Here is a 25,394-nt window from a genome sequence, read left to right on the forward strand (position 1 = left end):
ACTACTTATTTTCAACCCTGGGGAGCTTCTGACATCGGCGTTCGCGCTTAGCCGGTGATTGCGGGCGGCGAACGTATTGACGAATGCGAACCGCCCCGGGCAGAATCGGCCGGGTCGGAACAGGGGGTGGAGGAGTTATGCGCGTTAAAACGGATATATATTTCGACGTCGCTGTCGAACCCGCCCAGGTCTTCGATGCTCTCGCGGCCATCGAAATGCTCCCCGAATGGTCGGCGTATTCGGATGCGCGCGTGGCCACCCGCGGCGAATCCGGTCGGCCACAACGGGTTTACGTGACCGCCGATACTCTGCTCGGCAGGTCCGATCTGCAGGTGCTGGAATACGAGTGGACCGCTGACCGGGTGTCGTGGCAGGTCGTGGACAGCTGTGTCGGCCTCGGCGGCGGCGGATGGTTCGAAGTGTCCGAGGACCGTGCGGGAGCGCAGGTCTGGTATCACACCGAGTTGCAGTCCTCTCTGCTATTGCCGGGGCTCCTCCTCAAACGCAGCGTGCGCCGGGAGAGCGAAAACGTCGCGCGCAACTTCATCCAATTCGCGGAGGGTTTCGCCGCGCCTCCGCAATCGCGCGCGGTATAGCGGTCAGGCAACGAACCGGTTAGGGCTCACCACTGGATGTCCGCGACCGAGTTCAACGGGGCTTCTACTTCCTCCGGCGCCAGCTGGAGATCCGCGTCCCGCAGCGCTTGCGGGAAGTGGAAGCCGGCGCGTTGCTCGATCTCGTTCAACGGGACCTGGAAGACGCGGAACTCGTCGAGGTCGAGGGCCTCGAGCTGGTCGAGGCTCTGGCTCAACAGGAAGCCACGGGCCTTCAGCTCACCGTGTTCCTCGAACGCGATGACCTTCCAGAACTCGCGGGGAATCTTGACCTGCCGGAATTCGCGGTCGTCCGCGGTGAAGACCGGGCCGCCGAAGGCGCTGACCTTGAGATCGTCGACGGTGGCGTCGGCGAAGACGGCGTCCTCGAGTCGCCCCCACACCCCGTCGCGCATGCTCTGGTTGAAGTCGTCCATCTGCGGGGTGATGTTGGTGTAGAAGAACGAGTCCTTGTTGGCTTTCGCCGCTTCGGGCAGGCTGCCCCACAGCAGATCCGCGCGTCGCGCGAGATGGCCGCGATCGAGCCGGTTGTCGCGGTACAACTCGTTGCCGACCTGCGCGTCCGCGTCGAGTCGCGGATCCTTGACGAAGTCGATCTTCTTGCGCGAGAGCTTCTTGATCGAGGCGCCGTCGATGTTCCAGGCCACCCAGATGGCGAAGCGGCGTGAGCGGCGCATGGCGAGGGAGAAATGCGTGTAGTGCAGGACGTCGGCGCCGTCGAGGGCTGTCGCCACGTCGGGGCGCAGCTGCGCGTCCACCTCGGGCAGCGGTATCGGCGACGCGAGGAACCGCGGATCGTATCCGGCCGCCACCGCGACCTCCTCCGCAGGCGGCGGGGTCAAGCTGATGCCGAGCTTCTCGAACACCGATTGCGGCAGGCAGGCCAGCGCGTGCTCGTCGGTATCGGCGCCCGTCTCACCCGCGAAATGTAACCCGGCCAGTACGGTGCTGGTCCGGCCGTCGGCCGATTCGAACAGCCACGCCGACCCGGAGTCGCCGCCGCTGCTGATCTCCCCGTCGGCCGCGGGATGAGCCGGATCCGGTCCGATCTCGAAGCCGCCGATGCCCTTCGGGCCGACCCCGCGGTAATCGATCCGGGCGATCACGTCGACGCGCCGCACGATGCCGTGGGTGACCGCGGTGGTCCGGCCGCTCTTGATCACCTTGTCGCCCAGCTCGGGTTCACCGAGACGGTCCGGAACGACCTCCAGCCCGGTGATCTCGGCGCTGAACCGCCGGTCCTCGATTGCGGCGACGGCGCAGTCGCCCGCCGTGCCGAGATGAGACCTGACGAGCTTGCCGAGCCGATTGCGGTCGATTCGATTGTCGTCGCGCGGGCCGGGCTGCACGACCACGTCGCCGAGTGCGCCCGCCGCGGTGTGCAGGACGTGCCAATTGCTCAGGACGTACGGCGTCCCGTCGTCTCGGTCGTAGACGACGCAACCGATCGTTCCGGCCGTGGTGGTGGGATGGCCGACGCTGATGCCGGGAACGATCGGATCCAGGCGCGTCTTGCGCTGCGGCGCCACCGCTTCGGTGACCAGCCGGAAGGCGGGCTCGAACCTGCGCTGCAGGACATCGGTGGGCACCTCGAACCCGTCGACGGTGACCGTCTCCGGAATCGTCGACGTGCCGAGCGCTTCGAGCTCCTCCGGCTCGGACACTTTCTCGTTCACCGTGAACTGCACCGCGATCTCGTCCGTCGGTTTTCCGTCGACTTGCTTGTAGCCGACGCCGATCGAAGAGATATTGGGGTCTTCGAGGAAGCTTTCCCCTTTGCCGCGGATGAATGTGCGCAGCGCGGTGAGCAGATCGTCGTTTTCGGTCTTGGACGGATGGGAAGGTGAGTTCTTTTTCGCAGGCATCGGGGACTCCGTGTTCGAGGTGAGCGGGGGTGACGACGTCGTCGTCGCACCGGCTGTTGCCATCGTCGGGTCACGGTGCCCACAGCACACGAGTAGCGAACTACCCGGAACGCCCGGGCGTAATTGCCGCAACCAAGCACGGCGGCCAGTCGCAGCGCCTATATCTCGATGTGCGCGCCCATGATGACGGTGCGTTCGCGGGGCAGGCCGAACTGCTCGGCGGCGTCGGCGGTGATGTAGGAGGTGGCGATGAACAGGCGTTTGCGCCACGCGGCCATCGTCGGCTCGGAGCCGGCGCGCAACTCGATCTTCGACAGGAAGTAGGACGCCTGGTCCAGCTGCAACGGCCCCTCGGTGACGGCGGGGTCGAGCAGCGCCAGCGCGCCGGGCACGTCCTGGGGTTCCATGTAGCCGAACCGGGCGCGGACGTGGATGATCCCGTCTTCGGTGTAGCCCAGGGAGTCGACGCTGATCCGCTGATCGGCCGGAACGCGGGGCACGGGCTCGGTCTCGATCGACATGATCACGACGTGCGCGTGGCGTACGTGATTGTGTTCGGCGTTGGCCCGCATGGCCAGCGGCGCGGTTCGCTTGCCGCGGTTGAGGAAGACGGCCGTGCCGGGGACCTGGCGTATCGACGGGTCGTCGCCCGCGTGCAGATGGTCGACGAATTCGCGCAGCGACCCTTCCCGTCGTTCGCGTTCGGCGCTGACGATCTCGCGTCCGCGTTGCCAGGTGGTCATGACGGTGAACGCGGTCAGCGCGATCAGCAGCGGCAGCCACGCACCGTGCACGAGCTTGGTCAGATTCGCCGCGACGAACAGCAGGTCCACCGACACCAAGGGGACGGCACCCAAGGCGAGCAGCCACAGCGGGATGTTCCATCTGCGGCGGGCGATGTAGAAGAACAGCAGGGTGGTGATGGTGATCGTGCCGGTCACCGCCATGCCGAACGCGTAGGCGAGCGCCGCCGAACTGCGGAAGGCGAACACCAGGGTGAGTACCGAGACCATCAGCAGCCAGTTGATCCACGGGACGTAGATCTGGCCGACGGTGGCCTCGGAGGTGTGCGCGATCCGCAAGCGGGGGAGGTAGCCGAGCCTGGCGGCTTGGGAGGCCACCGAGTACGCGCCGGTGATCACCGCCTGGGAGGCGATCACCGTCGCCGCGGTGGCCAGCAGTACCAGCGGCAGCCGGCCCCATCCGGGCATGAGCAGGAAGAACGGGCTGCTGACGTGGCGGGAATCGCCGAGGATCAACGCGCCCTGGCCGAAATAGCTGAGGATGCACGCCGGGAAAACCATGATCAGCCAGGCCCGGGTGATCGAGCGGCGGCCGAAGTGACCCATGTCGGCGAACAGTGCCTCCGCTCCGGTCACCGCGAGGACGATCGCGGCCAAGGCGAAGAAGGCGGTGCCGAAATGACCGAACAGGAAACCCAGCGCGTAGGTCGGTGACAGGGCCCGCAGGATCTGCGGATGAGCGGCGATGCCCGCCACCCCGCACGCGCCGATGGTCAGGAACCACACGATCATCACCGGTCCGAACACCCGGCCCACCGCCGCGGTGCCCCGGCGCTGCACCAGGAACAGCGTCACGATGATCACCGCGGTGATCGGCACGACGAATTCCCGCAGCGACGGCTCCACGACCTCGATTCCCTCGACGGCGGACAGCACCGAGATCGCCGGAGTGATCATGCTGTCGCCGAAGAACAGCGAAGCGCCGAAGATGCCCACCGCCGCCAGCACCGCGGTCTGGCGCCGCCCGCGTTGCGAGCCCCACCGGCGCAGCTGCGTGATCAGCGCCATGATGCCGCCCTCACCGTCGTTGTCGGCGCGCAGGGCCAGCAGGATGTAGGTGATGGTGACGATGATGGTCACCGACCAGAAGATCAGCGAGACCACGCCGTACACGTTGTCCGTGGTGACGGGCACCGGATGCGGGTCGCGCGGGTTGAACACGGTCTGGATGGTGTAGATCGGGCTGGTCCCGATGTCGCCGAATACCACGCCCAGTGCGGCGATCACCACGCTCAGCCGCGCGGTGTCGTGCGCGTTCGGCCCGCCGGACGCCGGGGATCGGGCCTCGTCGGATGTGGTCGTGTACTGCTGATCGGTCACGGGGATCCTCCTCGCGCGGGTTCCTCGGCCGCTTCCGGCGCTCGACTCAATACGACACGCGCGTCATGCGGATCTCGGAGATCGACATGCCCCGACGGCGGCGGAACAATCCGCGCAGGGTTCCGGCGTTCAGATAGCCCACCTTGGCGGCCACCGCGTCCACCGTGAGCGCTGTGGTGCGCAGCAGGTGCACGGCCCGTTCGAGGCGGATGTCGTGCACGAACTCCGTGGGGGACATGCCGAGTTCGGCGTGCGTGGCCCGTTGCAGGCTGCGTTCGGTGACACCGATGGCGCGGGCGGCGTGGGCGATCCGGAAATTCTCGCCGAGATGTTCGCGGACCCAGCGTTCGAAGGCGGCGGTGACGGAATCGCCCCTGGCGATCACCTCGGGAACGATGAACTCGCGTTGCGGTCGTCCCGCGCCGACCGCGAGATAGCGCATCGCGCGCTCGGCCAGCGCCGGGCTCCTGGAGGCGATCAGCGACAGCGCAAGGTCCATGTGCGACAGCGCCGCGCCCGCGGTGGTGACGCCCTGGCCGCGGCACAGCGTCCGGCCCTCGTCCAGTTCAACGTGCGGATAACGGCGCCGGAAGCTGGGGCCGAGCCACCAGCTCGTGGTCGCCGCGGAACCGTCCAGCACGCCCGCCTCGGCCAGGAAGAACGTTCCGGTGCAGGCCGCGGCCAGATGAGCTCCCCGATCCCGTGCGGCGACGAGCCGGTCGAGCACGGGACGGCTGGCCGGTGCGGAGATGAGCTCGATCAGCGCCGCGGCCTCCAGCACGTTCACCGCGGGCACGATCATCAGCTCGAATTCGTCGCCGAGCTCGTCGAGCGGGATGGTGGGCACAGTGTTGCCGTTACCCGACCGCACCGTGGTGCCGAACGACGCGCTGCGGATCCGCCACGGCTGCGGCGGGTCGGCCAGTTCGGTGCGCACGGCGTTGGCGGTGTTGAAGGTCTCCAGCAAGGCGGCGTATCCGAAATCGGCTACCCCGTCCACCACGAAGACAACGACGTCCATGTCGGAAACGGTACCGAAGATGTCGTTCACGACACTCCGTTCCGCGGAAGTTCTGTCCTACTGTCATCGCGAGACGGCTCGCCGCCGGCGGAGTCGTTCGAGCCCGCAGTACCTCGACGCTTGGGAGTTCGCGTGACCATGATCGAAACCACCGGGACGCACCACATCCGGTTGACGGTGACCGATATCGAGCGGTCCCGCGCTTTCTACCGAGATGTGCTGGGCTTCCCGATCGCGGCCGAATCCCCTGGCAGCCCGGACGATCCTGCGGTGCGCGTCGACCCGATGCGCCTGTTCGGCGGGGTGGTGTTCCAGGCCAACGGGATGCTGCTCGGCCTGCGCCCGGTGGCCGCCGCGACGGATCGATTCGATTCCGAGCGTGTGGGATTGGACCACCTCAGCTTCGCCGTCCCCGCGCGGGACGATCTGGTGGCCGCGGCCGCCCGCCTGTCCGAGGCGGGCATCGAACACGGGAAGATCACGGAAATGGCCGATTTCGGCATCGCGATCCTGTCGTTCTCCGATCCCGACGGCATACATCTCGAACTCACTGCGCCACTGTGAGTTTGCATGCGCCCAGCGCGGGCATGCCCGATCCGGAATGAACGCTGTCCTGATGAAGGCTTCGACGACCGGCCGCGGCATCGGTGTGGTCGTGCCGAGGAGGTAGCCGATGCTGGTCCAGCGTGCGCGACCACGAAAGCCGTCCGAGAGTTCGGCGTTGCCGAGCCCCAGCGCACTACTGTGCGCGCTGGGCGGTCAGCACGTGCAGGGCCCGGTGAGCCGGTGGGCGCGCGAGCTGACCGAACTGCACCGGCAGCGGCGTGAGCAGGCGCGGGACCTGGGCGAGCTGGAGCGGCGCCGTGCCGAGTTGGTCGACCGGATCGACACGTGGGCGACGTTGCAGCTGCCGTCCGCCGCGCCGGGTGTGCGGCTGCACGACGTCAGCCTGGGCGTGATGATCGACCGGATGGCCGCCGTGGCGGAAGAGGCGTTCCATCTGCTGATGAACGACGATCCGGGTGGCGAGCGCATGCACGCGGCATGGACCCGGCTGGCGGAGTTGGAGATCGCCTACACCGATCTGGTGCGTGCGGTCGGAGACGGACGTCGTCGTCTTCCGCCGAAACGGGTAGGGCCGTTGCCTGCCCCGGGAGCCGAATGATCCGGGCGGGAGCGATCGAGCGCCGGACCCGAGGAGGCGCAGGCTGCCACGCGGGGGAAAGTGCAGGTCATCCGGATTGTCGACGGTGGTGGGGAGCCGGCGCGGGCCGTCGTGACCTGTCGCCGCGGGCGAAGACGCACGCGTTGTGCCGTGGCCGATCGAAGCGAATGGACGAGAGGGCGTAGGCTGAGCGCTCCGACGGACGGCGCGACTTTCTGGGAGCGGTGCATGAGCAAGGGTGAGGGGACTCCTCCCGCTACTACGCGGACCGGCACGATCAGCGTGCGGGTGCCCGCGGTCTCCGAACAGCTGGCGATGCTGCGTGCCTTGGCCGAGACCGTCATGCTCATGGCCGATTTCGGCATCGATGAGGTGACCGATATCCGGCTGGCCCTCGACGAGGTGGCCAGCGCGCTGGTGCTGGACGCCGTGGACGGGGCGGAACTCGAGTGCGGGTTCGGCTTCGAGGACGACGCGGTGGAGGTGCGCGTGTCCACCGTCACGGTGTCGGACACCAGCCCGGACGAGTCCGGCTTCGGCTGGCACATCGTCGCGACGCTGACGGATTCGGTTTCGGCCACCCGAGGCGCACACGACTCCGCCGCGGGCGGCTACCCGACTGTCGTCGACTTCCGTTGGGTCCGCGGCGGCTCGAATAATGAGTAGCGAGTCGAATCCGGCCGGTGCCAAGCGCAAATCGCGGGGAGACAGCTACGACAATATCGAGCCGCTCTTCGCCGAACTGGCCGCGTTGGCCCCGGACGATCCCCGCCGGGAGGCTGTGCGTGCCGAGCTGATCGAGCGCTGCCTGCCGCTGGCCGAACACATCGCCCGCAAGTTCAGCGGGCGCGGCGAGAGCTTCGAGGACCTGCTGCAGATCGCCCGGGTGGGCATGCTCGCCGCCGTCGACCGCTTCGATCCGGGGCACGGCGCGACCTTCCTGTCGTTCGCGGTGCCGACGATCATGGGCGAAGTACGCAGGCATTTCCGCGACTACGCCTGGTCGGTGCGAGTGCCGCGTCGGCTCAAGGAGATCCAGTCCACCATCGGCCCCACCGTGGAGATCCTGTCGCAGCGGCTGGGCCGGATGCCGCGAGCGCGGGAGATCGCCGAGGAACTGGGCGCCGACCTGAACGAGGTGACCCAGGCGCTCATCGCCCGCAACGCCTACCAGACCTCTTCGATCGATGCCGCCTCCGACACCGACGATTCGGAATCCGGCGGCCCCTCGCTGCTGGACTCGCTCGGCGCCGAGGACCCGGATTTCGGCACCGTGGAGAACTACCTGGCGGTGAAGCCGCTGCTGGCCGCGTTGCCGGAGCGCGAGAAGCAAGTGCTGGTGATGCGCTTCTTCGACTCGATGTCCCAGGAGCAGATCGCCCAGCGGATCGGCTGTTCGCAGATGCAGGTCTCGCGGATTCTGTCGAAGACGTTGAAATCGCTGCGCGAGCAGGCTCTGCGGGACTGACGTACGCGCGCGGCGTTCAGTCGCCGGTCAGCTCGTCGTGGTACTCGCGCATCGCCTGGACCACGGCGACCAGGACGCGATGCGCGCCGGCCAGGTCCGCGTCGGGCAGTTCGGCCATCGCGGCGCGGGTCTGCCGCCCGAGCGGGGTGAAGAAGCCGCGGGCCACGTCCATGCCGTGCTCGTCGTAGTGCAGGATGACCCGTCTGCGGTCGGCCGGGTCGGCGGCGCGGCGCAGGTGACCGGACTCGATCATGCGCTCGACCAGGTAGGTCACCGCCGATGAGGAGATTCCCATCAGCTTGCCGAGCCCGCCCGCGGTGAGCGGAGCGCCCTCGATCTCGGCGGTCGCGACGTGCATCAGCGCGCGAAAGTCGTTGGCGCGCAGTTGGTGTGTTCGCGCGAAGACCTGGCCGATCTGCTCGGAGATCGCGGTGAGAGCGCGGATGTCGGCGGCGATGCCGGCTTCCAATCCATCACGGTCCGGCCGGCCCGCGTTCGGCTCAGGGGTCAACGGCGCATCCTTTTCCACACGGGGGTCAGCGTAGTTCAGTCGATGTCTCGATTGCTTAATATTTCAGTTTCTGAGAGAGTTGCGGGGTGAGCGCTTGGGATCGCTATGCGTCGGTGGTGACCGCCCGGACCTCGTGGGTGCTGCTGGTGGTGCTCGCCGCCGCCTCGGTAGGCCTGATCGGCGCGGTGGGTGAGAACGAGTCCGCCGGGCAGGCCCCGACCGCGCTACCGTCCTCGGCGGAATCGGCGCACGTCGAACAGGCGCTGGAGGAGTTCCCGGACGCCGAGACGGCCGCCGCCATCGTCGTCGTCACCCGTGCCGACGACGGCGAACTGACCGACGACGACCGGAACGCCACCGCTGCGGCGGTTTCCCGCGCGGCGGGACGCCCGCCCGGTCCGGGCGACCTCCTCGCCGCGCCGGACCGGAAGGCGGCGATCGGGCAGGTTCCGGTGAACGCCGACCTGAACGGATTCGCGCTGACCGACCGCATCGACGAAATCCGTTCCGCCGCGCGGGACGGCTTGCCCGACGGGCTCGTTCTCCAGGTCACCGGTGGTCCGGCCTTCGGCGCCGACATCGCCGACTCGTTCTCCGGCGCCAACGTCACGCTGCTGGCGGTGACCGCGATGGTCGTCGCGGTGCTGCTGATCGCGACGTATCGCTCACCCGTGCTGTGGCTGGTGCCGCTCGCGGTGGTCGGCGCGGCCGACCGGGTGGCCACCGGCGCGGGAACCGCGCTGGCGCGCGTGACCGACCTGACCTTCGACGGGTCGACCTCCGGTGTGACGAGCGTGCTGGTGTTCGGCGCGGGCACCAACTACGCGCTGTTGCTGGTATCGCGCTATCGCGACGAACTGCACCGGGAATCCGACCACCGCGCGGCGCTGCGGCAGGCGGTGCGGCGCGCCGGACCCGCGGTCCTGGCCAGCAACGTGACGGTGGTCGCCGCGCTGCTCGTGTTGCTGCTCGCCTCGGTGCCCAGCACACGCAGTCTCGGTGTGATGGCCGCGCTCGGATTGCTGGTGGCGGTGGTGTTCGTCCTGCTCGCGCTGCCCGCCGCGCTCGCGTTGTGCGGGCGCAAGGTGTTCTGGCCCTTCGTGCCGCAGGCAGACGACCGCGACACGGCGGAGGAGGGCGTCTGGCACGCGATCGCCGCGCGGGTGGTGCGCAGGCCCGCGCTGGTCGCGGGCAGTGCGATTGTGGTGCTCGCGGTCTGCGCGACCGGGTTGCTGTCGACGCAGGTGGGACTCTCGCAGACCGAGCAGTTCCGGGTCCGCGCGGAGTCGGTGGAGGGATTCGACGCCCTCGCGCGGCATTTCCCCTCCGGCGCTTCCGATCCCGCGATCGTCCTCGCGCGCAGCGATGCGGCGGCGGGAATCGATGAGGCGTTGCGCCGCACGGATGGCGTGGTGCTGACCTCGCAGACGGGAACCTCGCCGACCGGACTGACCCGGTGGTCGGTGGTGATCGACGCGCCACCGTCTTCCGCGCGCGCCTTCGACACGATCGAGGCGCTGCGCGCGTCGGTCGCGCGGGTGCCAGGAGCCGAGGCAATGGTCGGGGGCACCGACGCCCAGGCGCTGGACGTGCAGACCGCCGCGAGCCGGGACCGCAAGGTGGTCATTCCGCTCATCCTCGTCGTCGTGCTCGTGGTGCTGCTCGCGCTGCTGCGCGCGGTGCCCGCCGCGCTGCTGCTGGTCGCGGTGACCGTGCTGAGCGCGCTGGCCGCGCTGGGGTTGGGCAGCTGGATGAGCGAGCACGTGTTCGGATTCCCGGCACTGGACATCAGCGTGCCGCTGTTCGCGTTCCTGTTCCTGGTCGCCCTCGGCGTCGACTACACGATCTTCCTGGTGACCAGGGCGCGCGAGGAGACGCCGCGGTACGGCACCACGCGCGGCATGGTGCGGGCGGTGGCGGTGACCGGCGCGGTGATCACCAGTGCGGGCATCGTGCTGGCCGCGGTGTTCTGCGTGCTCGGCGTGCTCCCGCTGATCACCCTGACCCAGGTCGGCATCGTGGTGGGCCTGGGCATTCTGCTCGACACCTTCGTCGTGCGCACGGTGGTGATCCCGGCGCTGTTCAGCCTGATCGGACGCAAGCTCTGGTGGCCGAGCGAGCTGCGACTCGTCGAGGGGGACGACGCCGCCGATTCGACGCGGCGCACGGAAGGCGCAGCGAAAAGCGGATGACCGCTGGTGCGGCCATCCGCTCGGGAAGGCATTTCTCTGCCGGAATCTCTGCCATCGCTGCGACCATGCGCGGCGCCGGGGACCACCTCCCGCGGCGCCGTTCGACAGTGGTCAGTGCCTGAAGGCGTCCTTCACCTTCTCGCCCGCGTCCTTCAGATCGGACTTGACCTTGTCGGTGCGGCCTTCGTCGCGCTTCCCCCGGTCGCCCGTCGCCTCGCCGACCTTCTCTTTGGCCTGACCAGCGACTTTATCGGCCTTGTTCTTCGCCTTGTCGACTGTGCTCATGTCACAACCTCCTTGTGAAGAGACCGGCCGACCATCTTCAGCCGGTCTTCTTCGCGATAGCCCGTTATCGAGAAGCCAAACGTCCGGCCTTTCCGCGGAAAGCGGAAGGCCCGGTCGAAACCGGGTCTTCGCGAAATTCGGGCGTATCGAAACGACGAGACCGCGCGGCGTTCTCCGGCCGCGGAGCACGTCGGAAAGCGAATTACTAGGCGGGCACCGTGGGTGGTGTGAGAAGCCCCTGGAGCACACCGACACCCGCGCCGACAGCCGCGCCGACGGCGATGGCCGGGGACGCGACGAACCCGTAACCGATGGCGGCGCCGAACGCCATGACGGCTACCGTCCCGGTCGGGAACATCGGCAGGCCCGCGATGGCGCCGCAGACGGCGCCGATGACCGCGCCGATCGAGGCGACCGGCGAGGCCACCATGCTGCCCACCGAGGCGCCGATGGCGGTGGAACCGAGGATGTCGGCGGCGATGGCGTCGGAGCGCGACGGCTCGAAGCCCGCCGAGTCCAATGTCTGCGCGATGCCGGCTTCCGGGCCCGCGATCGCGTCGTTGAACATCTTGCCCTGCTCGGGAGTCAGGAAGTCCGGCCTGCCGATCACCACCGAACCGACGCGCAGGGTGCCGGGAGGCGCCTCGATGGGCGCGACCGAGGGTGCCGGGGCGGCAGGGTTGGGCAGGTGCAGCCGCTGCGGGACGATCGGGGCGAGCACGTTGGGATCCGGCATCGGCCGGTTGACGCTCAGGTCGTTGCGGCCCGCCGAAACCGGGGGCGCGGGCGGAACGGCCTCGGGGGGAAGGGCTCCCGGGTCCGCGGGATCGGCCACCGGGGTGATGACGCCGACGGCGGGCACCGGAGCGAACGGGAGCTGGACGGAGACCTCCGGCAGCAGCGGATCAGCGGTGGCCGTCGCCGCGCCGACCACGGACAACGGGATGGCGCCCGCGACGACCAGCGTGGCGGCGCGCCGTAAGAAGGGGTGTGCTGGAGTTTCGGGTACTGCTATGCCCATGGACTTACCCACCTCATTCTGAAGAGGACATATACCTACCTTTCTAGTTCGATTCAGAAAGCCTTACGGATGCGCAAAATTTGGATTTCTTTTCCGATAGCGGGGAACCGCTCCACGTGCCAATCGAATCCGTGCGGCGGTATCGAATATCGGTGGCGCCGTACGGCAACCGATGAAGTTCGCGATTGCGGCCCAATTGCTGACGGAGATCAGGAAACCGGCGGGGAAACGGGTTTCGGCCCCGCTGCAAGGCTTCCGGTCCGCATCACGGCCGAGCAGTGCGCCCCGGGGCGCACCGTGTCAGGAGGCTGCGGCGAATCCGGCGCGCAGGTCGGCGAGGATGTCGTCGATTCCCTCGATGCCGACGGCGAGGCGGACCAGGCCGGGGGTGACGCCCGCGGCCAGTTGTCTTCGGGTGTCAGCTGTGAGTGGGTGGAGGTCATCGGCCGCCGCCGCCCGACGCGGACGACCGCTATTGATCGCCGGTCCGTGACTCGTGCTGTCCCCTAGTCTGTCGGAATGGCAACTCCGAGTGTGTGGACCGTAACGACCACTACCCCCACCGAAGAAGCTGCCCAATCCATCGCTCGCGCCGCGGTAACGGAGAAGCTGGCGGCGGGTGCGTTCATCACCGGCCCGATCGAGTCGGTGTTCTGGCATCTCGGCGAATCCGGTGAAGGCCAGGAGGGGCGCGTCGAGCTGCGAACCTCCGATACCACCCGGGACAAGCTCGCCGCCAGGATCAAGGAACTGCACCCCTGGGACAACCCGGAGCTGACCGGCCAGCCCATCGCATGGTGCCCCGATGAGTACGCGGACTGGGTGGACCGCTCGACAGTGGCATAGCTGCATCTGCCGGTACGGTGGCCGTGTCCCGAATCCTCATCCGGTCGGGGCGCACTGTGCGGAGGAGGGGTCATGTTCGCGCTCGTCGTGAGGTTCGACCTGCAAGACGCCGGGAAGGCGACCGAGTTCGACAAGTTGGTGGCGGAAACCGTTCGAGCGGTAGCCGACTTCGAACCCGGGACGCTGGTGTACGCCACGCATACCGTCGAGGGTGAGCCGCTGTCGCGGATCTTCTACGAGGTGTACCGCGATCGTTCGGCCTTCGAGGAGCACGAGCGACAACCACACACGCGCCACTTCCTGAGCCAGCGGGAAAACTACGTCGATTCGTTCCGGGTGGAGTTCCTGTCGCCCGCCGATACGAAGGGCCTGCCCGCGGCGGGCTGACGGGATCACAGGCGCGCGGCAATCCCGCACCATACGGCGAAGCCGTGGACGGTGTCGACGCTGCGTGCTTCCGCACGAGCCAGCGCCCGCACGGTCTCGTGCACCATCGGATTCCAGCGAGTCTGCGCCGGGGCAATCGCTTTCGCGGTAAGCAGCACATACCCCTCCGGTACCTGATCAACCTCGCTCCGGTGACCGGGATAGACCGGAGGCGGTGGCTCGGTGACCGCGATGGCTAGGCCGACAACGGTTTTCGCGGACGCACCCACGACAATCCTGGAGACTCCGGTGGCACGGTGTCGCTTCTACCGAAACGTCTGCGGGCTACCGGCGCGCATCGATCCCGAGCTGGGCCGAATCTTCATACCGTCGGGCAGTGTCGGCGCGATCACCGTGCCTGCGCAATTGGGGGCGATGGTGAAGATACGAATGCGGAAACTCGGTAGTCCTGCCGGACCGATCATCTCGCACCCGCGTTCGAAGCGGTGGACCTTCTTGGTGGCGCCGGATATCCCGCACGACATGCCGCTGTTCTCCGAGTTGTTCCGGCTGAACGCGACCCTCGCACCAATCGGTGCGCAGATCGCGTTGCCGTCACCCGCTGATGGTGTCGGTGACCGGTTCCGGGCGCGGGCTCCGAGCGACTCTTACCGGCCGTCCGCGCTGGCGGTGATAGGTGCGATCCGGGATTGCGTGCCGGCCCGGATACGGAGGTAGCGCGGGTGGGCTAGCAGCGCACAACGGAAGACACGACTAAACGATCCACACACGCCCTCGAGAACCCGGACACCGCCGGAACGGGAGGAATCCATGATCATTGCTATCGCGATCCGCGTCACCGTATTCACCACCGCGTTGGTGCTCGGCACGGCCAGCATTGCCAACGCCGAACCCGTTCGCCCCGCGAACGACGAGATCGTGTGCTTCGTCCACGCCATCGAGCCGTGGAAGACCGACCACGGGTCGATGGCCCCGATCAACTACGGGTTCAAGGTGCACTGCACCGGTCGGCCTGCGATGCGCAGCGTCACCACGAAGCTGTGGCGTTACGATGCTGCCGACGGGAAGTGGTACAAGCACGCCGAACGCATCGACACCAGCACCGACCCCGACGTGCAAGCGTTGTACTCCGCGTCGTGCTCGTCTGCGGGAATTCTCTACGGGTTCCATACCCAGGTGGAGGTGACCGCGATCGCCGGTACGTGGGACGACGGCGGCGACAACAGTGCCACCATTTCCGCGATCTGCTGACACGACAGGGAAGGGCACAGCCGATGGGCACACTGGACCATCCAGCCGTCAGCGTGGCGCTCGATGCCCTCGCGGCCGCTGACTCGAGCCTCGCCCCGATCAGCGTTATCGTCCGGGACGAGATCGTCGCAGTCCTCGTAGACGGCGACCGGGGCCGCTATATCGTGTTCGTCCACCCCGACGGCGACCAGTGGAAGACGCGCGGAACGATGTTGGGCGCACCCCGTCCGGCCGGTCCTCGGCACGAGCACACCCCGGCCTGGGAGGCGCTGCAACGACTCGGCACCCGGTTCCGGTCGGCCACCGCCGACCGGTTCGGTGAGGGCTGGTTCGCGGTGATCGGCCGAGCCGCCCACGACGCGGTGTCCCTTTCGGTTACGTCCTCGTTCGAGGAATGCGTCGTGCCGATCGGCGCGGACGGTCTCGCGTTCGCGGTCATCCGCGCGACCGGCAGCGAGACACCGCGGGTTACCGTGACCACTCGCGACGGGCGAGCGATCACGGTCGGGCCGCTCGCGGCCTGAACGGAAGTCATCCGACGCCCCGGGGCCGATCACCCCGGGGCGCACCGTGTCAGGAGGCTGCGGCGAATCCGGCGCGCAGGTCGGCGAGGATGTCGTCGATTCCCTCGATGCCGACGGCGAGGCGGACCAGGCCGGGGGTGACGCCCGCGGCCAGCTGCTCTTCGGGTGTCAACTGGGAGTGGGTGGTGGAGGCGGGGTGGATGACCAGCGAGCGGACGTCACCGATGTTGGCGACGTGGCTGTGCAGCCGCAGTGCCTCGACGAAGCGCTTGCCTGCGTCTACGCCGCCGGCCAGTTCGAAGCCGATCACCGCGCCGGTGCCCTTGGGTGCGAGGGCGCGGCCGCGCTCGTACCACGGGGAGGACGGCAGGCCCGCGTAGGACACCGAGGTGACTTCCGAACGGCCGGTGAGGAATTCGGCCACCGCCTGCGCGTTCTGCACGTGCCGTTCGATCCGCAGGCTCAGCGTCTCCAGGCCCTGGCTGATCAGGAACGCGTTGAACGGCGAGACCGCGGCGCCGAGGTCGCGCAGCAGTTGCACGCGCGCCTTGAGCGCGTAGGCGGGCGCGCCGAGCTCGGCGTACACGACACCGTGGTAGCTCGGGTCGGGTTCGGTGAAGCCGGGGAACCGGCCACCGGTCCAGTCGAACTTGCCGCCGTCCACGATCACGCCCGCGATGGCCGCGCCGTGTCCGCCGAGGTACTTGGTCGCCGAGTGCACGACGATGTCGGCGCCGTGGGCCAGCGGCTGGATCAGGTACGGCGTGGCGACGGTGTTGTCCACGATCAGCGGGACGCCGTTGTCGTGGGCGACGCCCGCGATCCCCGGGATGTCGAGGATGTGATTCTGCGGGTTGGAGATCGTTTCGCCGTAGAGCGCCTTGGTATTCGGGCGGATGGCGGCCTTCCACTGCTCGAGGTCGTCGGGATCGTCGACGAAGGAGACTTCGATGCCGAGCTTGGGCAGCGAGTAGTGGAAGAGGTTGTAGGTGCCGCCGTAGAGCCGGGGACTGGAGACGATGTGGTCGCCCGCTCCGGCGATGTTGAGGATCGCGAAGGTCTCCGCGGCCTGCCCGGAGGCCAGCAGCAGTGCGGCGACGCCGCCTTCCAGTGCGGCGATACGCTGCTCCACCGCGTCCTGGGTGGGGTTCATGATCCGGGTGTAGATGTTGCCGGGCTCGGCCAGACCGAACAGCGCCGCCGCGTGCGCGGTGTCGCGGAAGGTGTAGGAGGTGGTCTGGTAGATCGGCAGCGCGCGAGCGTTCGTCGTGCCGTCCGGAATCTGTCCGACGTGGATCTGCTTCGTCTCGAAGCTCCAGTTCTGGGACAGGTCGGGTTCGGTCATCGGGGAGGTCCTCCTTCTGGTGGGTGATCGATCGGGGTGGGGCGGCGGCTAATCGGTGATCAGGGTGGTGTCGACCGGTGTGCGCCCGGTGGTGAGATCCAGCACGGGGCAGTGCGCGTCGACGGCCTGCTGGAGTTCGGCATAGCGCTGCTCGGTGTCGGGTCCACTGATGCGAACGGTCACCCGCACCGCTTGGAACCCGGCGCGGACGTTGTCATCCAAGCCGAAGAATCCGCGTACGTCGAGATCGCCTTCGGCGCTCACCGACAAATCATCGATCGTGATGCCGAGGCGCTGCGCCCAGAACCGGTAGGTCACCACTTGACACGAGATGAGCGACGCCAGATACACCTCGACCGGATTGGGCGCGGTGTCCGCGCCGCCGAGCGCGGGCGGTTCGTCCACGCGCACGGTGTACTTGCCGAGGGTGATCGCGCTGCCCACCGCCCCCTCCGTGGTTCCGGAGGCACGGAACACCACCAACGCGTTCGCCGCGTCTTCCGCGACGGCCCCGGCCGTCGCGTCGGCGATGTCGTTGAGCGGGGTGCTCACATCAGTTGTCATGTCCAGTGACGCTAGGAACCGCGGCGGGCGACGGCGAGAGTTACATTCGGACTGAGTGCAACGATGGCGTTTCCCGCGACGCGGTCAGTCCGCGGTCTCGGGCTCGGGCTCCGGCGGCGCGGTGGCCGCGTCGATCTGCTCGCCGATGTACCGCAGGACGACCGCGGCCATCGCGACCACGGGGACGGCCAGGAACGCGCCGACAATCCCGTACAGCGAGCCGCCCGCGGTGACCGCGAGCAGCACGATGACCGCGTGCAGCTGCATGCTGCGGCTTTGCAGCACCGGTTGCAGCACGTTGCCTTCCAACTGCTGCACGGCGATGACGATGCCGAGCACGATCAGCGCGGTCACGAAACCGTTGCCTACCAACGCGACCAGCACCGCCAGCGCACCCGCGACGAACGCGCCGACCATCGGGACGAATCCGCCGAGGAAGGTGATCACCGCGAGAACCAGTGCCAGCGGCACTCCGAGGATGACCAGCCCGGCCCCGATACACACCGCGTCGACCAGGCTGACCAGCGCCTGTGTGCGGATGAACCCGCCGAGCACAACCCAGATCCGGCCGAGCACCTCCTCCAGGTGCTTGCCGCCGCGGCTGCCGGAAACGCCGTGCAGCCAGGGCAGGAAACGCGGTCCGTCCTTGACGAAGAAGAACACCAGCACCAGCACCAGGAACAGCGTGACCAGCACCGACGTCGCGGTGGACACACCGCTGAACACGCCGCTCGCGATCTGCTCCGAACTCGACTTGAGCCGGGAGACGATCGCGTCCACGGCCGAATCCAGTTGCTCGTCACGGATTCTCAGTGGCGGGCCTTGCAGCCAGTCGCGCACCTGTTCGACACCGGCGCTCGACTTGTCGGCCAGTTCCGGCGCCTGATCCACGACCGACGGCACGATCAGCGCGATGATGCCGGCCAGCACGCCGACGAAACCGAGCACCGCGATCGAGGCGGCCGCGGCGGGCGGCAGGCCGCGTGCGGTGAGCCAGCGCACGGGCGGCCACAGCACGGTGGCGACGACGATCGCCAGCGCGACCGGCAGGATCACCACCCACAGCCGGGCGACCAGGAATCCGAGCACCCACGCCCCCGCCGCGATAGCCACGATGCACAGCGCCCACTTGGCCAGCCACACCAGGCCCGCACCGATGACCTCGCCGCGATCGCGCGGTGCGGGCTTGTCCGGTCCGTGGCTTTTGCTACGTTCGCTCACCGGCCCAGTCTGGCACGTGAGGACCCGATCGATCAGGGCTCGCGGCCGCCCACCCGAGCCGCACAGCTCGGGAACGCGCTGTTTGACCCGGCAGCCCGGGGTCATCACCTGAGCAGGTCATCGGAAGGGTGGTTGCCGTGCGTTGTGTGGTGTTCGGTGCGACCGGCTACATCGGCGGCCGCCTGGTGCCCGAGCTGCTACGCGCCGGGCACACGGTGCGGGTGCTGGCTCGCACACCGGGCAAGCTCGCCGACGCGCCCTGGCGCGATAGCGTCGAGGTGCTGGCCGGTGACGTGACCTCCGCTGCCGATGTGCGCGCCGCACTGGACGGCCAGGACGTGCTGTACTACCTGATCCACTCGCTGACCCGGGCCGACTTCGCCACCGTGGACCGGGAGGCCGCCACCCTGGTCGCGGCAGAGGCGGCGGACGCCGGGCTGACCAGGATCGTCTACCTGGGCGGCATCGTGCCGGACGCGCAGCGGCTGTCGCGGCACCTGGCCTCCCGCGCCGAGGTCGGCGAGATCCTGCGGGCGGGTTCGGTGCCCGCCTTGGTGCTGCGGGCCGCGGTGATCATCGGTTCCGGCTCGGCCAGCTTCGAGATGCTGCGCTACCTGACCGAGCGCCTGCCGATGATGGTCACCCCGCGCTGGGTGCGCAACCGGATCCAGCCGATCGCGGTGCGCGACGTGCTGTATTACCTGACCGAGGCGGCGACGCTGCCCGAAGGCGCCGGCGGCGCGTTCGACATCGGCGGTCCGGACGTGCTGACCTACGTGCAGATGATGCGCGGCTACGCCGAAGTGGCTCAGCTGCCGCGACGACTGATCGTGCCGGTGCCGGTGCTGACGCCGTGGTTGTCCGCGCAGTGGGTGAATCTGGTGACCCCGGTGCCCCGCGCGATCGCGGTGCCGTTGATGGAGTCCCTGATCAACGATGTGGTCTGTCACGACCACGCGATCGCCGACCTCATTCCCGACCCGCCGGAAGGGCCGACCGATTACCGGCGGGCGGTGACGCTGGCGTTGCAGAAGATTCGCGATCTGGACGTGCCGACCAGGTGGTCGGACGCCCGTTCGCCGGGCGCGCCGTCGGATCCACTGCCCACCGACCCGGCGTGGTCGGGCGGTTCGCTCTACCGGGATGTGCGCGAACGGCACACCGACGCCGACCCGGCGACGCTGTGGCGGGTGATCGAGGCGATCGGGGGCGAACACGGCTGGTATTCGTTCCCGCTGGCCTGGTCGCTGCGCGGATGGATAGACCGGCTGGCCGGCGGCGTCGGTCTGGGCCGTGGCCGCCGCGACCCGCACCGGTTGCGCGAGGGCGAGGCGCTGGATTGGTGGCGGGTGGAGCGGCTGGAGCGACCGCGGATGCTGCGTTTGCGCGCCGAGATGCGGGTGCCGGGTCGCGCGTGGCTCGAGCTCACGGTCGAGCCGGACGGCCCGGGCGCCACCTATCACCAGTGCGCGTTGTTCGAACCGCACGGGCTGGCCGGGCACCTGTACTGGAAATCCATCGCGCCGTTCCACGCGGTCATCTTCGGCGGGATGGCGCGCAACATCACCGGCGCCGCGGAATCGTCCCGCACGTGATGCCCCGCTAACCGGGAGCGGGGGAGTCCTCGATCGCCAGCGCCGCGGCGATCACCGGCCAGGAGTTGTGCAGGTCCTGCTGCCAGTAACCCCAGGAGTGCGTGCCGAAGGGGCGGAAGTCGAAGGTGGCGGGGATGGCCAGTTCGCCCAACCGCTTGCTCAGGTCGTGGGCGCACCGGTCGATGACGGCCTCCAGAAATCCGCCGGTGACGAGCTGGCTGATCAATTTCTCGCCGTTGCCGTCGATGCCCGGCCCGTCGAGGGTGTCGAGCGGGCCGGGTATGCCGGTGCCGGTGGAGACGTAGATGGCGGTGCCGCGCAGTTGTTCGGCGTGCAGGTAGGGGTCGTTGGCGGCCCATTGCGGGTCGGTGGGCGGCCCCCACATATTGAGTGTGTTGCCGCGCCAGCGGGTGACGACGGCGGTGACCATGGCCTGGCCCTGCGGGTCGCTGGTGCGCACGCACCCGCTGTAGGAGCCCAAGGCGCGGTAGAGCCCCGGTGCGGCCAGCGCGAGCTGGAACACCGAGGTGGCCGCCATGGAGATTCCGGCGACGGCGTTGGCGCCGTTGCCCGCGAAGGTGGCGTCGATCAGGGGCGGTAGTTCTCTGGTGAGGAATGTCGTCCAGCGTTGCCGGCCGAGCACCGGGTCGTCCACCCGCCAATCCGCGAAATAACTTCCCTCGCCGCCCATGGGCACGACGACGTTCACTTGTTTGTCGCGGAAGAAATCCTCGATATCGGTCTGCTTCGGCCAGTTGCTTCCTCCGGTGCCGCCGCTGGCTCCGTTGAGCAGATACAACACGGGCGCCGGTCTCGAAATATCCGGCGCGCGGATTACTTTCACCGGGACCGCGGTGCCCATCGCGGCGGAATAGACCCGCACGTCGGTCAGGCGGCCGGTGTCCTGGCCTACTTCGAGCACCCGTGATCCGTCGGAGGCCACCGGATCGGACGGACCCGTCTGCGCTGTAGCCGCAGGCCAACTGGGTAACAGTGTCGTGGTGGCGAGCGCGAGCGCCACGGCGAACGAAGTGACGATCGCGCCCGGCCTGCTTGTCGTCCGAACCCGCACGCGCGACCTCCGAATTCGGTTCGTGCACTGTAATGCTGGCGAACGTAGGGCGCGATCACGCTGTCCGGCAAGCGCGGAGGCGCATTCTTGGGATACTCGACGAGGCGCCGGAGCCGCGGTCTGGTGGTGGTCACAAAATTCGGCGGCAGCAATGGTGGTCCCATGATTTTGTCGTTAACTTTCAAGGGGTCGGTCGAGGATTCTCCTCACCCGCACGAATCGAGAACACCTGTGGTCAATTTCGGTTTCATCGACGAATGGCATCCTGCGGCGGGAAAGCTCACCAGTTGGCGGGCGGCACCGGAATCGCTCGCCGCGGCGCCCCGCGCCCCGGTGCATTCGGCGCCACCGTCCCATCAGCAGGAGGAGTATCTGCGCACCGCGCACCGCAATGCGAACGCGGGCTTGCGCGTTTCGCGAGTGTGCATGATCGCGTTCACGATTCCCGGTGCGCCGGACCACGCCGCGATGACCCGCACGGTCGAGGCCTTCCTGCGCAGGCACGACACGTTCTGGAGCTGGTTCGCCATCACCGCGGCGGATCGGGTGCAGCGCCGTGTTCTCGACCCCGGCGACATCCGGATGGTGCCCACCGAGCACGGTCTCTACGCCGACAGCGACGCCATCCGGGCGCACGTCCTCGCCGAGACGCCCGGTCCGCTGGACTGGGACTGCTTCGGTTTCGGGATCATCGAACACGCGGAGTCGTTCACGATGTACGCGGCGGTGGATCATTTGCACACCGATGGCGTGGCACAGGCGCTGTCGTGTGTGGACCTGTTGACGCTCTACGGCAGCGAATTGTCCGGCGGCAGTCTGACTCCCGCGCCGGTGACCGGTCACATCGCCTACTGCGAGCGGGAACGCCGCCGCAGCGCCGAGCTGACCGCCGAGTCGCCGCAGATCGCGGTCTGGCTGGAATTGTTGCGGCGCAACGGCGGTGACGTTCCCGGCTTCCCGGTGGACCTTTGGGTCGGCGACGACGAGCACGTCCGGGGTGCGCAGGTGACCACCGTCCTGATCGATGAACCGGGTGCGCTGCGTTTCGAGGAGGTCTGCCGAGCCCACGACGGCCGGTTCACCGGCGGGCTGTTCGCCGCGGCCGCGCTCGCGGAGGTCGAACTGGCGGGCGGCGACTGGTATTTCGGTCTCACACCGGTGAACACGCGCCGCACCGAGGGTGAGGCCGCCTCGGTCGGGTGGTACACGAATCTGACCCCGGTGGCTTTTCCGGTGGGCGCCGATCAGTCGTTCACACAGGTGGTCGCCGCGGCCCAGGCTGCCTACGACCAAGGCAAGGACCTGACCGACGTCTCCCTGCACCGCGCGTTGCAACTCGCCCCGGCCGAACTCGGGATCCGCACCCGGCCCGGGTGGACCGCCCGCATGCTGTCCTACCTGGACATCCGCAAGATGGCCGGTGTCGAGATGTTCGACAAGATCGACGGCGGAATGTTCGCCAACCGCGGCAGTTCGCGCGAGGTCTACATCTGGATCAACCGGTTCAACGATGTCACCACGCTCAGTCTGCTGTTCCCCGATACCCCGCAGGCGCATGAGGTGATCGGTCGCTACGTCGCCGCCATGCGGACGATCGTCGCCGACGTCGTGGCGAACGGCGACCGCGCGGTGCGGGTCGGCGCCCTTCCATGAGCACGGGGGCGCGCATCGTCACCGGCCCGCCACCGGTGGTCGCCGGCTCGGCGGCGTGGGCAACGCTGGGCGCCTGCCTGCTCGCGGTGTTCATGCAGATGCTGGACATGACGATCGTGAACACCGCTCTGCCCGGCATCGCGCGGGATCTGGCGGCGCCCGGCTCGGTCCAGGTGTTCGTGGTGGCCGGCTACAGCCTGGCTTTCGCGGGCACGCTGATGACCGCCGCACGCATCGGGGAGTCGATCGGGCGGCGGCGCGTCTTCCTCAGCGCCATGGCGGGGTTCACCGCCGCCTCGGTGTGGTGCGGCCTGGCGCACCTGCCGGGCGAGCTGATCGCGGCGCGTGCCGTGCAGGGCTTGGCGGCAGCCGCGATGTCCGCGCAGGTGATCGCCATCATCAGCGCGGTGTTCCCGAAGGGCGAGCAGGCGTTGGCCTTCGGGCTCTACGGCGCGGCCGCAGGCCTCGCGGCGATCGCGGGCCCGCTGCTCGGCGGGGCGGTCATCGCCTCCGATCCGTTCGGTCTCGGCTGGCGTGCCGTCTTCCTGCTGAACGTGCCGCCGTGCGTGCTCGGATTGCTGCTGGCGCACCGGCATCTGCAGGTGGGCAAGCCCGCGACCAGGGAACGGCTGGATGTCGCCGGCGCGCTACTGGTGACCTGTGGGCTGGTGGCCCTGCTGTATCCCCTCGCCGCCGGACGCGAACAGCGATGGCCGCCTTCGCTGTTCGGTCTGCTCGGCGTCGGGCTCGCGCTGCTCGCGGTGTTCGTCTGGCATCAGCGCAGGCGGCTGCGGTCCGGGGAGAGCCCGCTGCTGCGGATCGACCTCTTCGCGGACCGCGGTTTCGCGGTCGGCTCCGTGCTGACGCTGCTGTTCTTCGGAATCTTCACCGCGTTCTTGTTCACCGTGTCGGTGACGGTGCAATCGGGACTGGGGTTCACCGCCCTGCGGACCGGGATCCTGGTGCTGCCCTTCGCGATCGGCGGGGCGTGCGGCGCGCTGGCCTCACCGATCCTGGTGACGCGGCTGGGCAGCCGTGGGCTGACCCTCGGTGTGCTGCTGTTCGCGGCCGCCATCGCCGTCGTCGCGCTCACCGTCCATCCCGCCGACGCGTCGATCGATCTGCGGCGGCTCGCGGTCCCGGTGTTCGCCGCCGGAGCCGGTATGGGACTGTTCGCCGCGCCGCTGCCCGCGGCGATGATGACGGGCGTCGCCGAGCGGGCGACCGGCTCGGCGTCCGGAACGGTGCCGACCGTGCAGCAGATCGGTAGCTCGCTGGGGGTGGCGGCGCTCGGCGCGCTGTTCTTCCGCCGGGTCGACGCCGACACCGACCTGGGCGTCGGCCACGCGAAAGCGGTTCTTGCCGCGTCGCTGACGGATTCGCCGACGACGACCGCGCAGCGCGACCGAGTAGTCACCTCGTTCGCCGATTGCGCCGACTCGGCCTTGCGTTCGCCGACCCCGCGCCTCGACGCGCACACCTGTCCTGGCGCGGGGGCGGATCTGGCCGGACAGATCGCCGCAGCGCACACCTTTCTCGCCGCCTGCGTCACCATGCTGTGGGTGGTCGCGGGGACCGCGCTCGCGCTCGGCGTACTCAGTCTGGCGCTGCCGCCGCGGAACGGGGAGCCGGGAGCGACGGCGCCCGGCGAGGTGGGGGACACGGCCACCGCGAACAACACGACGGGCCACGGTCCGGGAAAGGACGCTCCCACATGAGCTCATCGGCGTCCGGTGTCGTCCTCTACGACCGCACGTGGTCGCACGGCGAGTTACTCGACCGCAAGGGGCACCGCAGCGTCTCGGTGGTCATCCCCGCCCTGAACGAGGAAGACACCGTGGCGGGCGTGGTCGCCTCGATCCGCGACCTGGTCGGCACGCTGGTCGACGAGTTGATCGTGCTCGACTCCGGTTCCACCGACCGGACCGCCGCCAGGGCGCGAGTTGCGGGCGCGACCGTCTACTCCCGCGAGCAGGCGCTGCCCGCCGTGCCGCCGTGCCCGGGCAAGGGCGAGGTGCTCTGGCGGTCGCTGGCGGTGGCCTCGGGCGACTTCATCGTGTTCGCCGACGCCGATCTCGTCGCTCCCGACCCGCGGTTCGTGCCGTCGCTGCTCGCGCCGCTGCTGTCCGACGACGAACTGCGCTTGGTGAAGGGGTTCTACCGCCGCCCGCACGGTGACGCGCCGGACGGCGGCGGACGCGTCACCCAGCTGGTGGCCCGGCCGCTGCTCACCGCGCTCGCCCCGCAGCTCGCCGAGTTGCGCCAGCCACTCGGCGGCGAGTACGCGGCCACCCGGGAACTGCTGCGTGCGTTGCCGTTCGCGCCCGGCTACGGCGTCGAGATCGGTCTGCTGATCGACACCTGGCGCAGGCACGGCGCAGGCGCCATCGGGCAGGTCGACCTCGGCACCCGCGTGCACCGCAATCGCCCGCTGCACGAGCTGGCCGAGATGAGCAGGCAGGTGATCGCGACGCTGCTCGGCAGGCTCGGCATCCCCGACTCGGGAGCGGCGCTGACGCAGTACCTCCCGCACGGCTCGGGCTGGCGCATGGCGCCCGGCGCGGTGCCCACGGCCGACAGGCCACCGATGGTCACGCTGACCGCTGCGGGTATTCGATGACGCTGCGAACGCCCCGCATCCTTCCGGTGGTGGACTTACGCTGATCCCGGT

Annotated in this window: 25 protein-coding genes and 1 pseudogene; 14 read left to right on the plus strand and 12 right to left on the minus strand. The window is 68.7% G+C overall.

Going from position 1 to position 25,394, the window contains the following annotated elements; all coding sequences use genetic code 11:
• Positions 1-137 precede the first annotated feature (137 nt).
• Positions 138-596 (plus strand): hypothetical protein, encoded by a 459-nt coding sequence (locus ABZ803_RS15430; RefSeq protein ID WP_357037673.1) that lies wholly within the window; start codon positions 138-140, stop codon positions 594-596.
• A 26-nt stretch (positions 597-622) separates the two neighbouring features.
• Here the strand turns inward: ABZ803_RS15430 and ABZ803_RS15435 are convergent, their stop codons facing one another.
• From ABZ803_RS15435 to ABZ803_RS15445, 3 genes are all read right to left on the minus strand, one after another.
• The gene (locus ABZ803_RS15435; RefSeq protein ID WP_357037676.1) at positions 623-2,479 is read right to left on the minus strand and encodes a DNA/RNA non-specific endonuclease; all 1,857 of its coding nucleotides are present in this window, start codon (positions 2,477-2,479) and stop codon (positions 623-625) included.
• A 158-nt stretch (positions 2,480-2,637) separates the two neighbouring features.
• Entirely contained in the window at positions 2,638-4,509 is a 1,872-nt protein-coding gene (locus tag ABZ803_RS15440; protein WP_357038122.1) for a KUP/HAK/KT family potassium transporter, read from the minus strand.
• A 139-nt stretch (positions 4,510-4,648) separates the two neighbouring features.
• Positions 4,649-5,623, minus strand: coding sequence for a helix-turn-helix domain-containing protein (locus tag ABZ803_RS15445; RefSeq protein ID WP_357037679.1), 975 nt, complete (start codon positions 5,621-5,623; stop codon positions 4,649-4,651).
• Positions 5,624-5,761: 138 nt separating this feature from the next.
• Between ABZ803_RS15445 and ABZ803_RS15450 the strand changes: the two genes are divergently transcribed.
• The 4 genes from ABZ803_RS15450 (at position 5,762) to ABZ803_RS15465 (ending at position 8,256) form a co-directional block, all read left to right on the plus strand.
• Positions 5,762-6,187 carry a VOC family protein gene (locus ABZ803_RS15450; protein ID WP_357038125.1) on the plus strand — a complete coding sequence of 142 codons (426 nt, stop codon included), beginning with the start codon at positions 5,762-5,764 and terminating at the stop codon, positions 6,185-6,187.
• Positions 6,188-6,296: 109 nt separating this feature from the next.
• Entirely contained in the window at positions 6,297-6,788 is a 492-nt protein-coding gene (locus ABZ803_RS15455; protein WP_357037682.1) for a DUF4254 domain-containing protein, read from the plus strand.
• Positions 6,789-7,016: 228 nt separating this feature from the next.
• A complete protein-coding gene (locus ABZ803_RS15460) occupies positions 7,017-7,454 on the plus strand; it encodes an anti-sigma factor (RefSeq protein WP_040865700.1) in 438 nt (145 codons plus the stop codon).
• Complete coding sequence (locus ABZ803_RS15465) at positions 7,447-8,256, plus strand: RNA polymerase sigma factor SigF (RefSeq protein WP_040865701.1); 810 nt, start codon at positions 7,447-7,449, stop codon at positions 8,254-8,256. Before ABZ803_RS15460 ends, ABZ803_RS15465 begins: the two co-directional genes overlap by 8 nt.
• A gap of 16 nt (positions 8,257-8,272) precedes the next feature.
• Here the strand turns inward: ABZ803_RS15465 and ABZ803_RS15470 are convergent, their stop codons facing one another.
• Complete coding sequence (locus tag ABZ803_RS15470; RefSeq protein WP_357037687.1) at positions 8,273-8,767, minus strand: MarR family winged helix-turn-helix transcriptional regulator; 495 nt, start codon at positions 8,765-8,767, stop codon at positions 8,273-8,275.
• A gap of 86 nt (positions 8,768-8,853) precedes the next feature.
• On the opposite strand from ABZ803_RS15470, the gene ABZ803_RS15475 reads away from it, so the two are divergent.
• On the plus strand, positions 8,854-10,959 hold the full coding sequence (locus ABZ803_RS15475) for an MMPL family transporter (RefSeq protein WP_357037690.1): 2,106 nt from the start codon (positions 8,854-8,856) through the stop codon (positions 10,957-10,959).
• Between the two features lie 111 nt (positions 10,960-11,070).
• On the opposite strand, the gene ABZ803_RS15480 is transcribed toward ABZ803_RS15475, so the two are convergent.
• From ABZ803_RS15480 to ABZ803_RS15490, 3 genes and pseudogenes are all read right to left on the minus strand, one after another.
• Positions 11,071-11,244, minus strand: coding sequence for a CsbD family protein (locus tag ABZ803_RS15480; RefSeq protein WP_174189293.1), 174 nt, complete (start codon positions 11,242-11,244; stop codon positions 11,071-11,073).
• A gap of 205 nt (positions 11,245-11,449) precedes the next feature.
• Positions 11,450-12,265, minus strand: a complete 816-nt coding sequence (locus tag ABZ803_RS15485) for a hypothetical protein (RefSeq protein WP_357037693.1) — start codon at positions 12,263-12,265, stop codon at positions 11,450-11,452.
• Positions 12,266-12,565: 300 nt separating this feature from the next.
• Positions 12,566-12,711, minus strand: a pseudogene (locus tag ABZ803_RS15490) (PLP-dependent transferase); the annotation flags it as partial.
• Between the two features lie 73 nt (positions 12,712-12,784).
• Here ABZ803_RS15490 and cutA point away from each other — a divergent pair.
• On the plus strand, positions 12,785-13,111 hold the full coding sequence (gene cutA / locus ABZ803_RS15495) for a divalent cation tolerance protein CutA (protein ID WP_357037696.1): 327 nt from the start codon (positions 12,785-12,787) through the stop codon (positions 13,109-13,111).
• A gap of 72 nt (positions 13,112-13,183) precedes the next feature.
• On the plus strand, positions 13,184-13,498 hold the full coding sequence (locus tag ABZ803_RS15500; RefSeq protein ID WP_357037700.1) for an antibiotic biosynthesis monooxygenase: 315 nt from the start codon (positions 13,184-13,186) through the stop codon (positions 13,496-13,498).
• Between the two features lie 5 nt (positions 13,499-13,503).
• Here ABZ803_RS15500 and ABZ803_RS15505 read toward each other — a convergent pair whose 3' ends face one another.
• Positions 13,504-13,767, minus strand: coding sequence for a hypothetical protein (locus tag ABZ803_RS15505; RefSeq protein ID WP_357037703.1), 264 nt, complete (start codon positions 13,765-13,767; stop codon positions 13,504-13,506).
• A 541-nt stretch (positions 13,768-14,308) separates the two neighbouring features.
• Here ABZ803_RS15505 and ABZ803_RS15510 point away from each other — a divergent pair.
• Together ABZ803_RS15510 and ABZ803_RS15515 are read left to right on the plus strand one after the other, a co-directional pair.
• Complete coding sequence (locus ABZ803_RS15510; RefSeq protein WP_357037706.1) at positions 14,309-14,749, plus strand: hypothetical protein; 441 nt, start codon at positions 14,309-14,311, stop codon at positions 14,747-14,749.
• A gap of 23 nt (positions 14,750-14,772) precedes the next feature.
• A complete protein-coding gene (locus tag ABZ803_RS15515; protein WP_357037710.1) occupies positions 14,773-15,273 on the plus strand; it encodes a hypothetical protein in 501 nt (166 codons plus the stop codon).
• Positions 15,274-15,322: 49 nt separating this feature from the next.
• On the opposite strand, the gene ABZ803_RS15520 is transcribed toward ABZ803_RS15515, so the two are convergent.
• The 3 genes from ABZ803_RS15520 to ABZ803_RS15530 all read right to left on the minus strand — a co-directional run bounded on the left by ABZ803_RS15520 (position 15,323) and on the right by ABZ803_RS15530 (position 18,403).
• A complete protein-coding gene (locus ABZ803_RS15520; RefSeq protein ID WP_040865707.1) occupies positions 15,323-16,618 on the minus strand; it encodes a bifunctional o-acetylhomoserine/o-acetylserine sulfhydrylase in 1,296 nt (431 codons plus the stop codon).
• Between the two features lie 48 nt (positions 16,619-16,666).
• Complete coding sequence (locus ABZ803_RS15525) at positions 16,667-17,182, minus strand: OsmC family protein (RefSeq protein WP_357037714.1); 516 nt, start codon at positions 17,180-17,182, stop codon at positions 16,667-16,669.
• 84 nt (positions 17,183-17,266) lie between these two features.
• Positions 17,267-18,403 carry an AI-2E family transporter gene (locus ABZ803_RS15530; RefSeq protein ID WP_357037717.1) on the minus strand — a complete coding sequence of 379 codons (1,137 nt, stop codon included), beginning with the start codon at positions 18,401-18,403 and terminating at the stop codon, positions 17,267-17,269.
• A 137-nt stretch (positions 18,404-18,540) separates the two neighbouring features.
• Here ABZ803_RS15530 and ABZ803_RS15535 point away from each other — a divergent pair, with 137 nt between their 5' ends.
• A complete protein-coding gene (locus tag ABZ803_RS15535) occupies positions 18,541-19,998 on the plus strand; it encodes an SDR family oxidoreductase (RefSeq protein WP_357037720.1) in 1,458 nt (485 codons plus the stop codon).
• A 7-nt stretch (positions 19,999-20,005) separates the two neighbouring features.
• Here ABZ803_RS15535 and ABZ803_RS15540 read toward each other — a convergent pair whose 3' ends face one another.
• The gene (locus ABZ803_RS15540) at positions 20,006-21,070 is read right to left on the minus strand and encodes an alpha/beta hydrolase family protein (RefSeq protein WP_357037723.1); all 1,065 of its coding nucleotides are present in this window, start codon (positions 21,068-21,070) and stop codon (positions 20,006-20,008) included.
• Between the two features lie 231 nt (positions 21,071-21,301).
• Here ABZ803_RS15540 and ABZ803_RS15545 point away from each other — a divergent pair, with 231 nt between their 5' ends.
• From ABZ803_RS15545 to ABZ803_RS15555, 3 genes are read left to right on the plus strand one after another with little or no spacing between them, the layout of a single operon-like run.
• Positions 21,302-22,723 carry a condensation domain-containing protein gene (locus ABZ803_RS15545; protein WP_357037726.1) on the plus strand — a complete coding sequence of 474 codons (1,422 nt, stop codon included), beginning with the start codon at positions 21,302-21,304 and terminating at the stop codon, positions 22,721-22,723.
• Positions 22,720-24,441, plus strand: coding sequence for an MFS transporter (locus tag ABZ803_RS15550; RefSeq protein ID WP_357037729.1), 1,722 nt, complete (start codon positions 22,720-22,722; stop codon positions 24,439-24,441). The genes ABZ803_RS15545 and ABZ803_RS15550 overlap by 4 nt, the downstream gene beginning before the upstream one ends.
• Complete coding sequence (locus ABZ803_RS15555) at positions 24,438-25,343, plus strand: glucosyl-3-phosphoglycerate synthase (RefSeq protein WP_357037732.1); 906 nt, start codon at positions 24,438-24,440, stop codon at positions 25,341-25,343. The genes ABZ803_RS15550 and ABZ803_RS15555 overlap by 4 nt, the downstream gene beginning before the upstream one ends.
• Positions 25,344-25,394: the final 51 nt, after the last annotated feature.

This window comes from Nocardia sp. NPDC047648, assembly GCF_040642815.1.
In the GTDB taxonomy this organism is placed as follows: Bacteria; Actinomycetota; Actinomycetes; order Mycobacteriales; family Mycobacteriaceae; genus Nocardia; species Nocardia gamkensis.

Coding starts and splice junctions, on each gene's coding strand:
- ABZ803_RS15430 (WP_357037673.1), top strand. CDS start 138: ATGCGCGTTAAAACGGATATATATTTCGACGTCGCTGTCGAACCCGCC.
- ABZ803_RS15435 (WP_357037676.1), bottom strand. CDS start 2,479: ATGCCTGCGAAAAAGAACTCACCTTCCCATCCGTCCAAGACCGAAAAC.
- ABZ803_RS15445 (WP_357037679.1), bottom strand. CDS start 5,623: ATGGACGTCGTTGTCTTCGTGGTGGACGGGGTAGCCGATTTCGGATAC.
- ABZ803_RS15450 (WP_357038125.1), top strand. CDS start 5,762: ATGATCGAAACCACCGGGACGCACCACATCCGGTTGACGGTGACCGAT.
- ABZ803_RS15455 (WP_357037682.1), top strand. CDS start 6,297: ATGCTGGTCCAGCGTGCGCGACCACGAAAGCCGTCCGAGAGTTCGGCG.
- ABZ803_RS15460 (WP_040865700.1), top strand. CDS start 7,017: ATGAGCAAGGGTGAGGGGACTCCTCCCGCTACTACGCGGACCGGCACG.
- ABZ803_RS15465 (WP_040865701.1), top strand. CDS start 7,447: ATGAGTAGCGAGTCGAATCCGGCCGGTGCCAAGCGCAAATCGCGGGGA.
- ABZ803_RS15480 (WP_174189293.1), bottom strand. CDS start 11,244: ATGAGCACAGTCGACAAGGCGAAGAACAAGGCCGATAAAGTCGCTGGT.
- ABZ803_RS15485 (WP_357037693.1), bottom strand. CDS start 12,265: ATGGGCATAGCAGTACCCGAAACTCCAGCACACCCCTTCTTACGGCGC.
- cutA (WP_357037696.1), top strand. CDS start 12,785: ATGGCAACTCCGAGTGTGTGGACCGTAACGACCACTACCCCCACCGAA.
- ABZ803_RS15500 (WP_357037700.1), top strand. CDS start 13,184: ATGTTCGCGCTCGTCGTGAGGTTCGACCTGCAAGACGCCGGGAAGGCG.
- ABZ803_RS15510 (WP_357037706.1), top strand. CDS start 14,309: ATGATCATTGCTATCGCGATCCGCGTCACCGTATTCACCACCGCGTTG.
- ABZ803_RS15515 (WP_357037710.1), top strand. CDS start 14,773: ATGGGCACACTGGACCATCCAGCCGTCAGCGTGGCGCTCGATGCCCTC.
- ABZ803_RS15520 (WP_040865707.1), bottom strand. CDS start 16,618: ATGACCGAACCCGACCTGTCCCAGAACTGGAGCTTCGAGACGAAGCAG.
- ABZ803_RS15525 (WP_357037714.1), bottom strand. CDS start 17,182: ATGACAACTGATGTGAGCACCCCGCTCAACGACATCGCCGACGCGACG.
- ABZ803_RS15550 (WP_357037729.1), top strand. CDS start 22,720: ATGAGCACGGGGGCGCGCATCGTCACCGGCCCGCCACCGGTGGTCGCC.
- ABZ803_RS15555 (WP_357037732.1), top strand. CDS start 24,438: ATGAGCTCATCGGCGTCCGGTGTCGTCCTCTACGACCGCACGTGGTCG.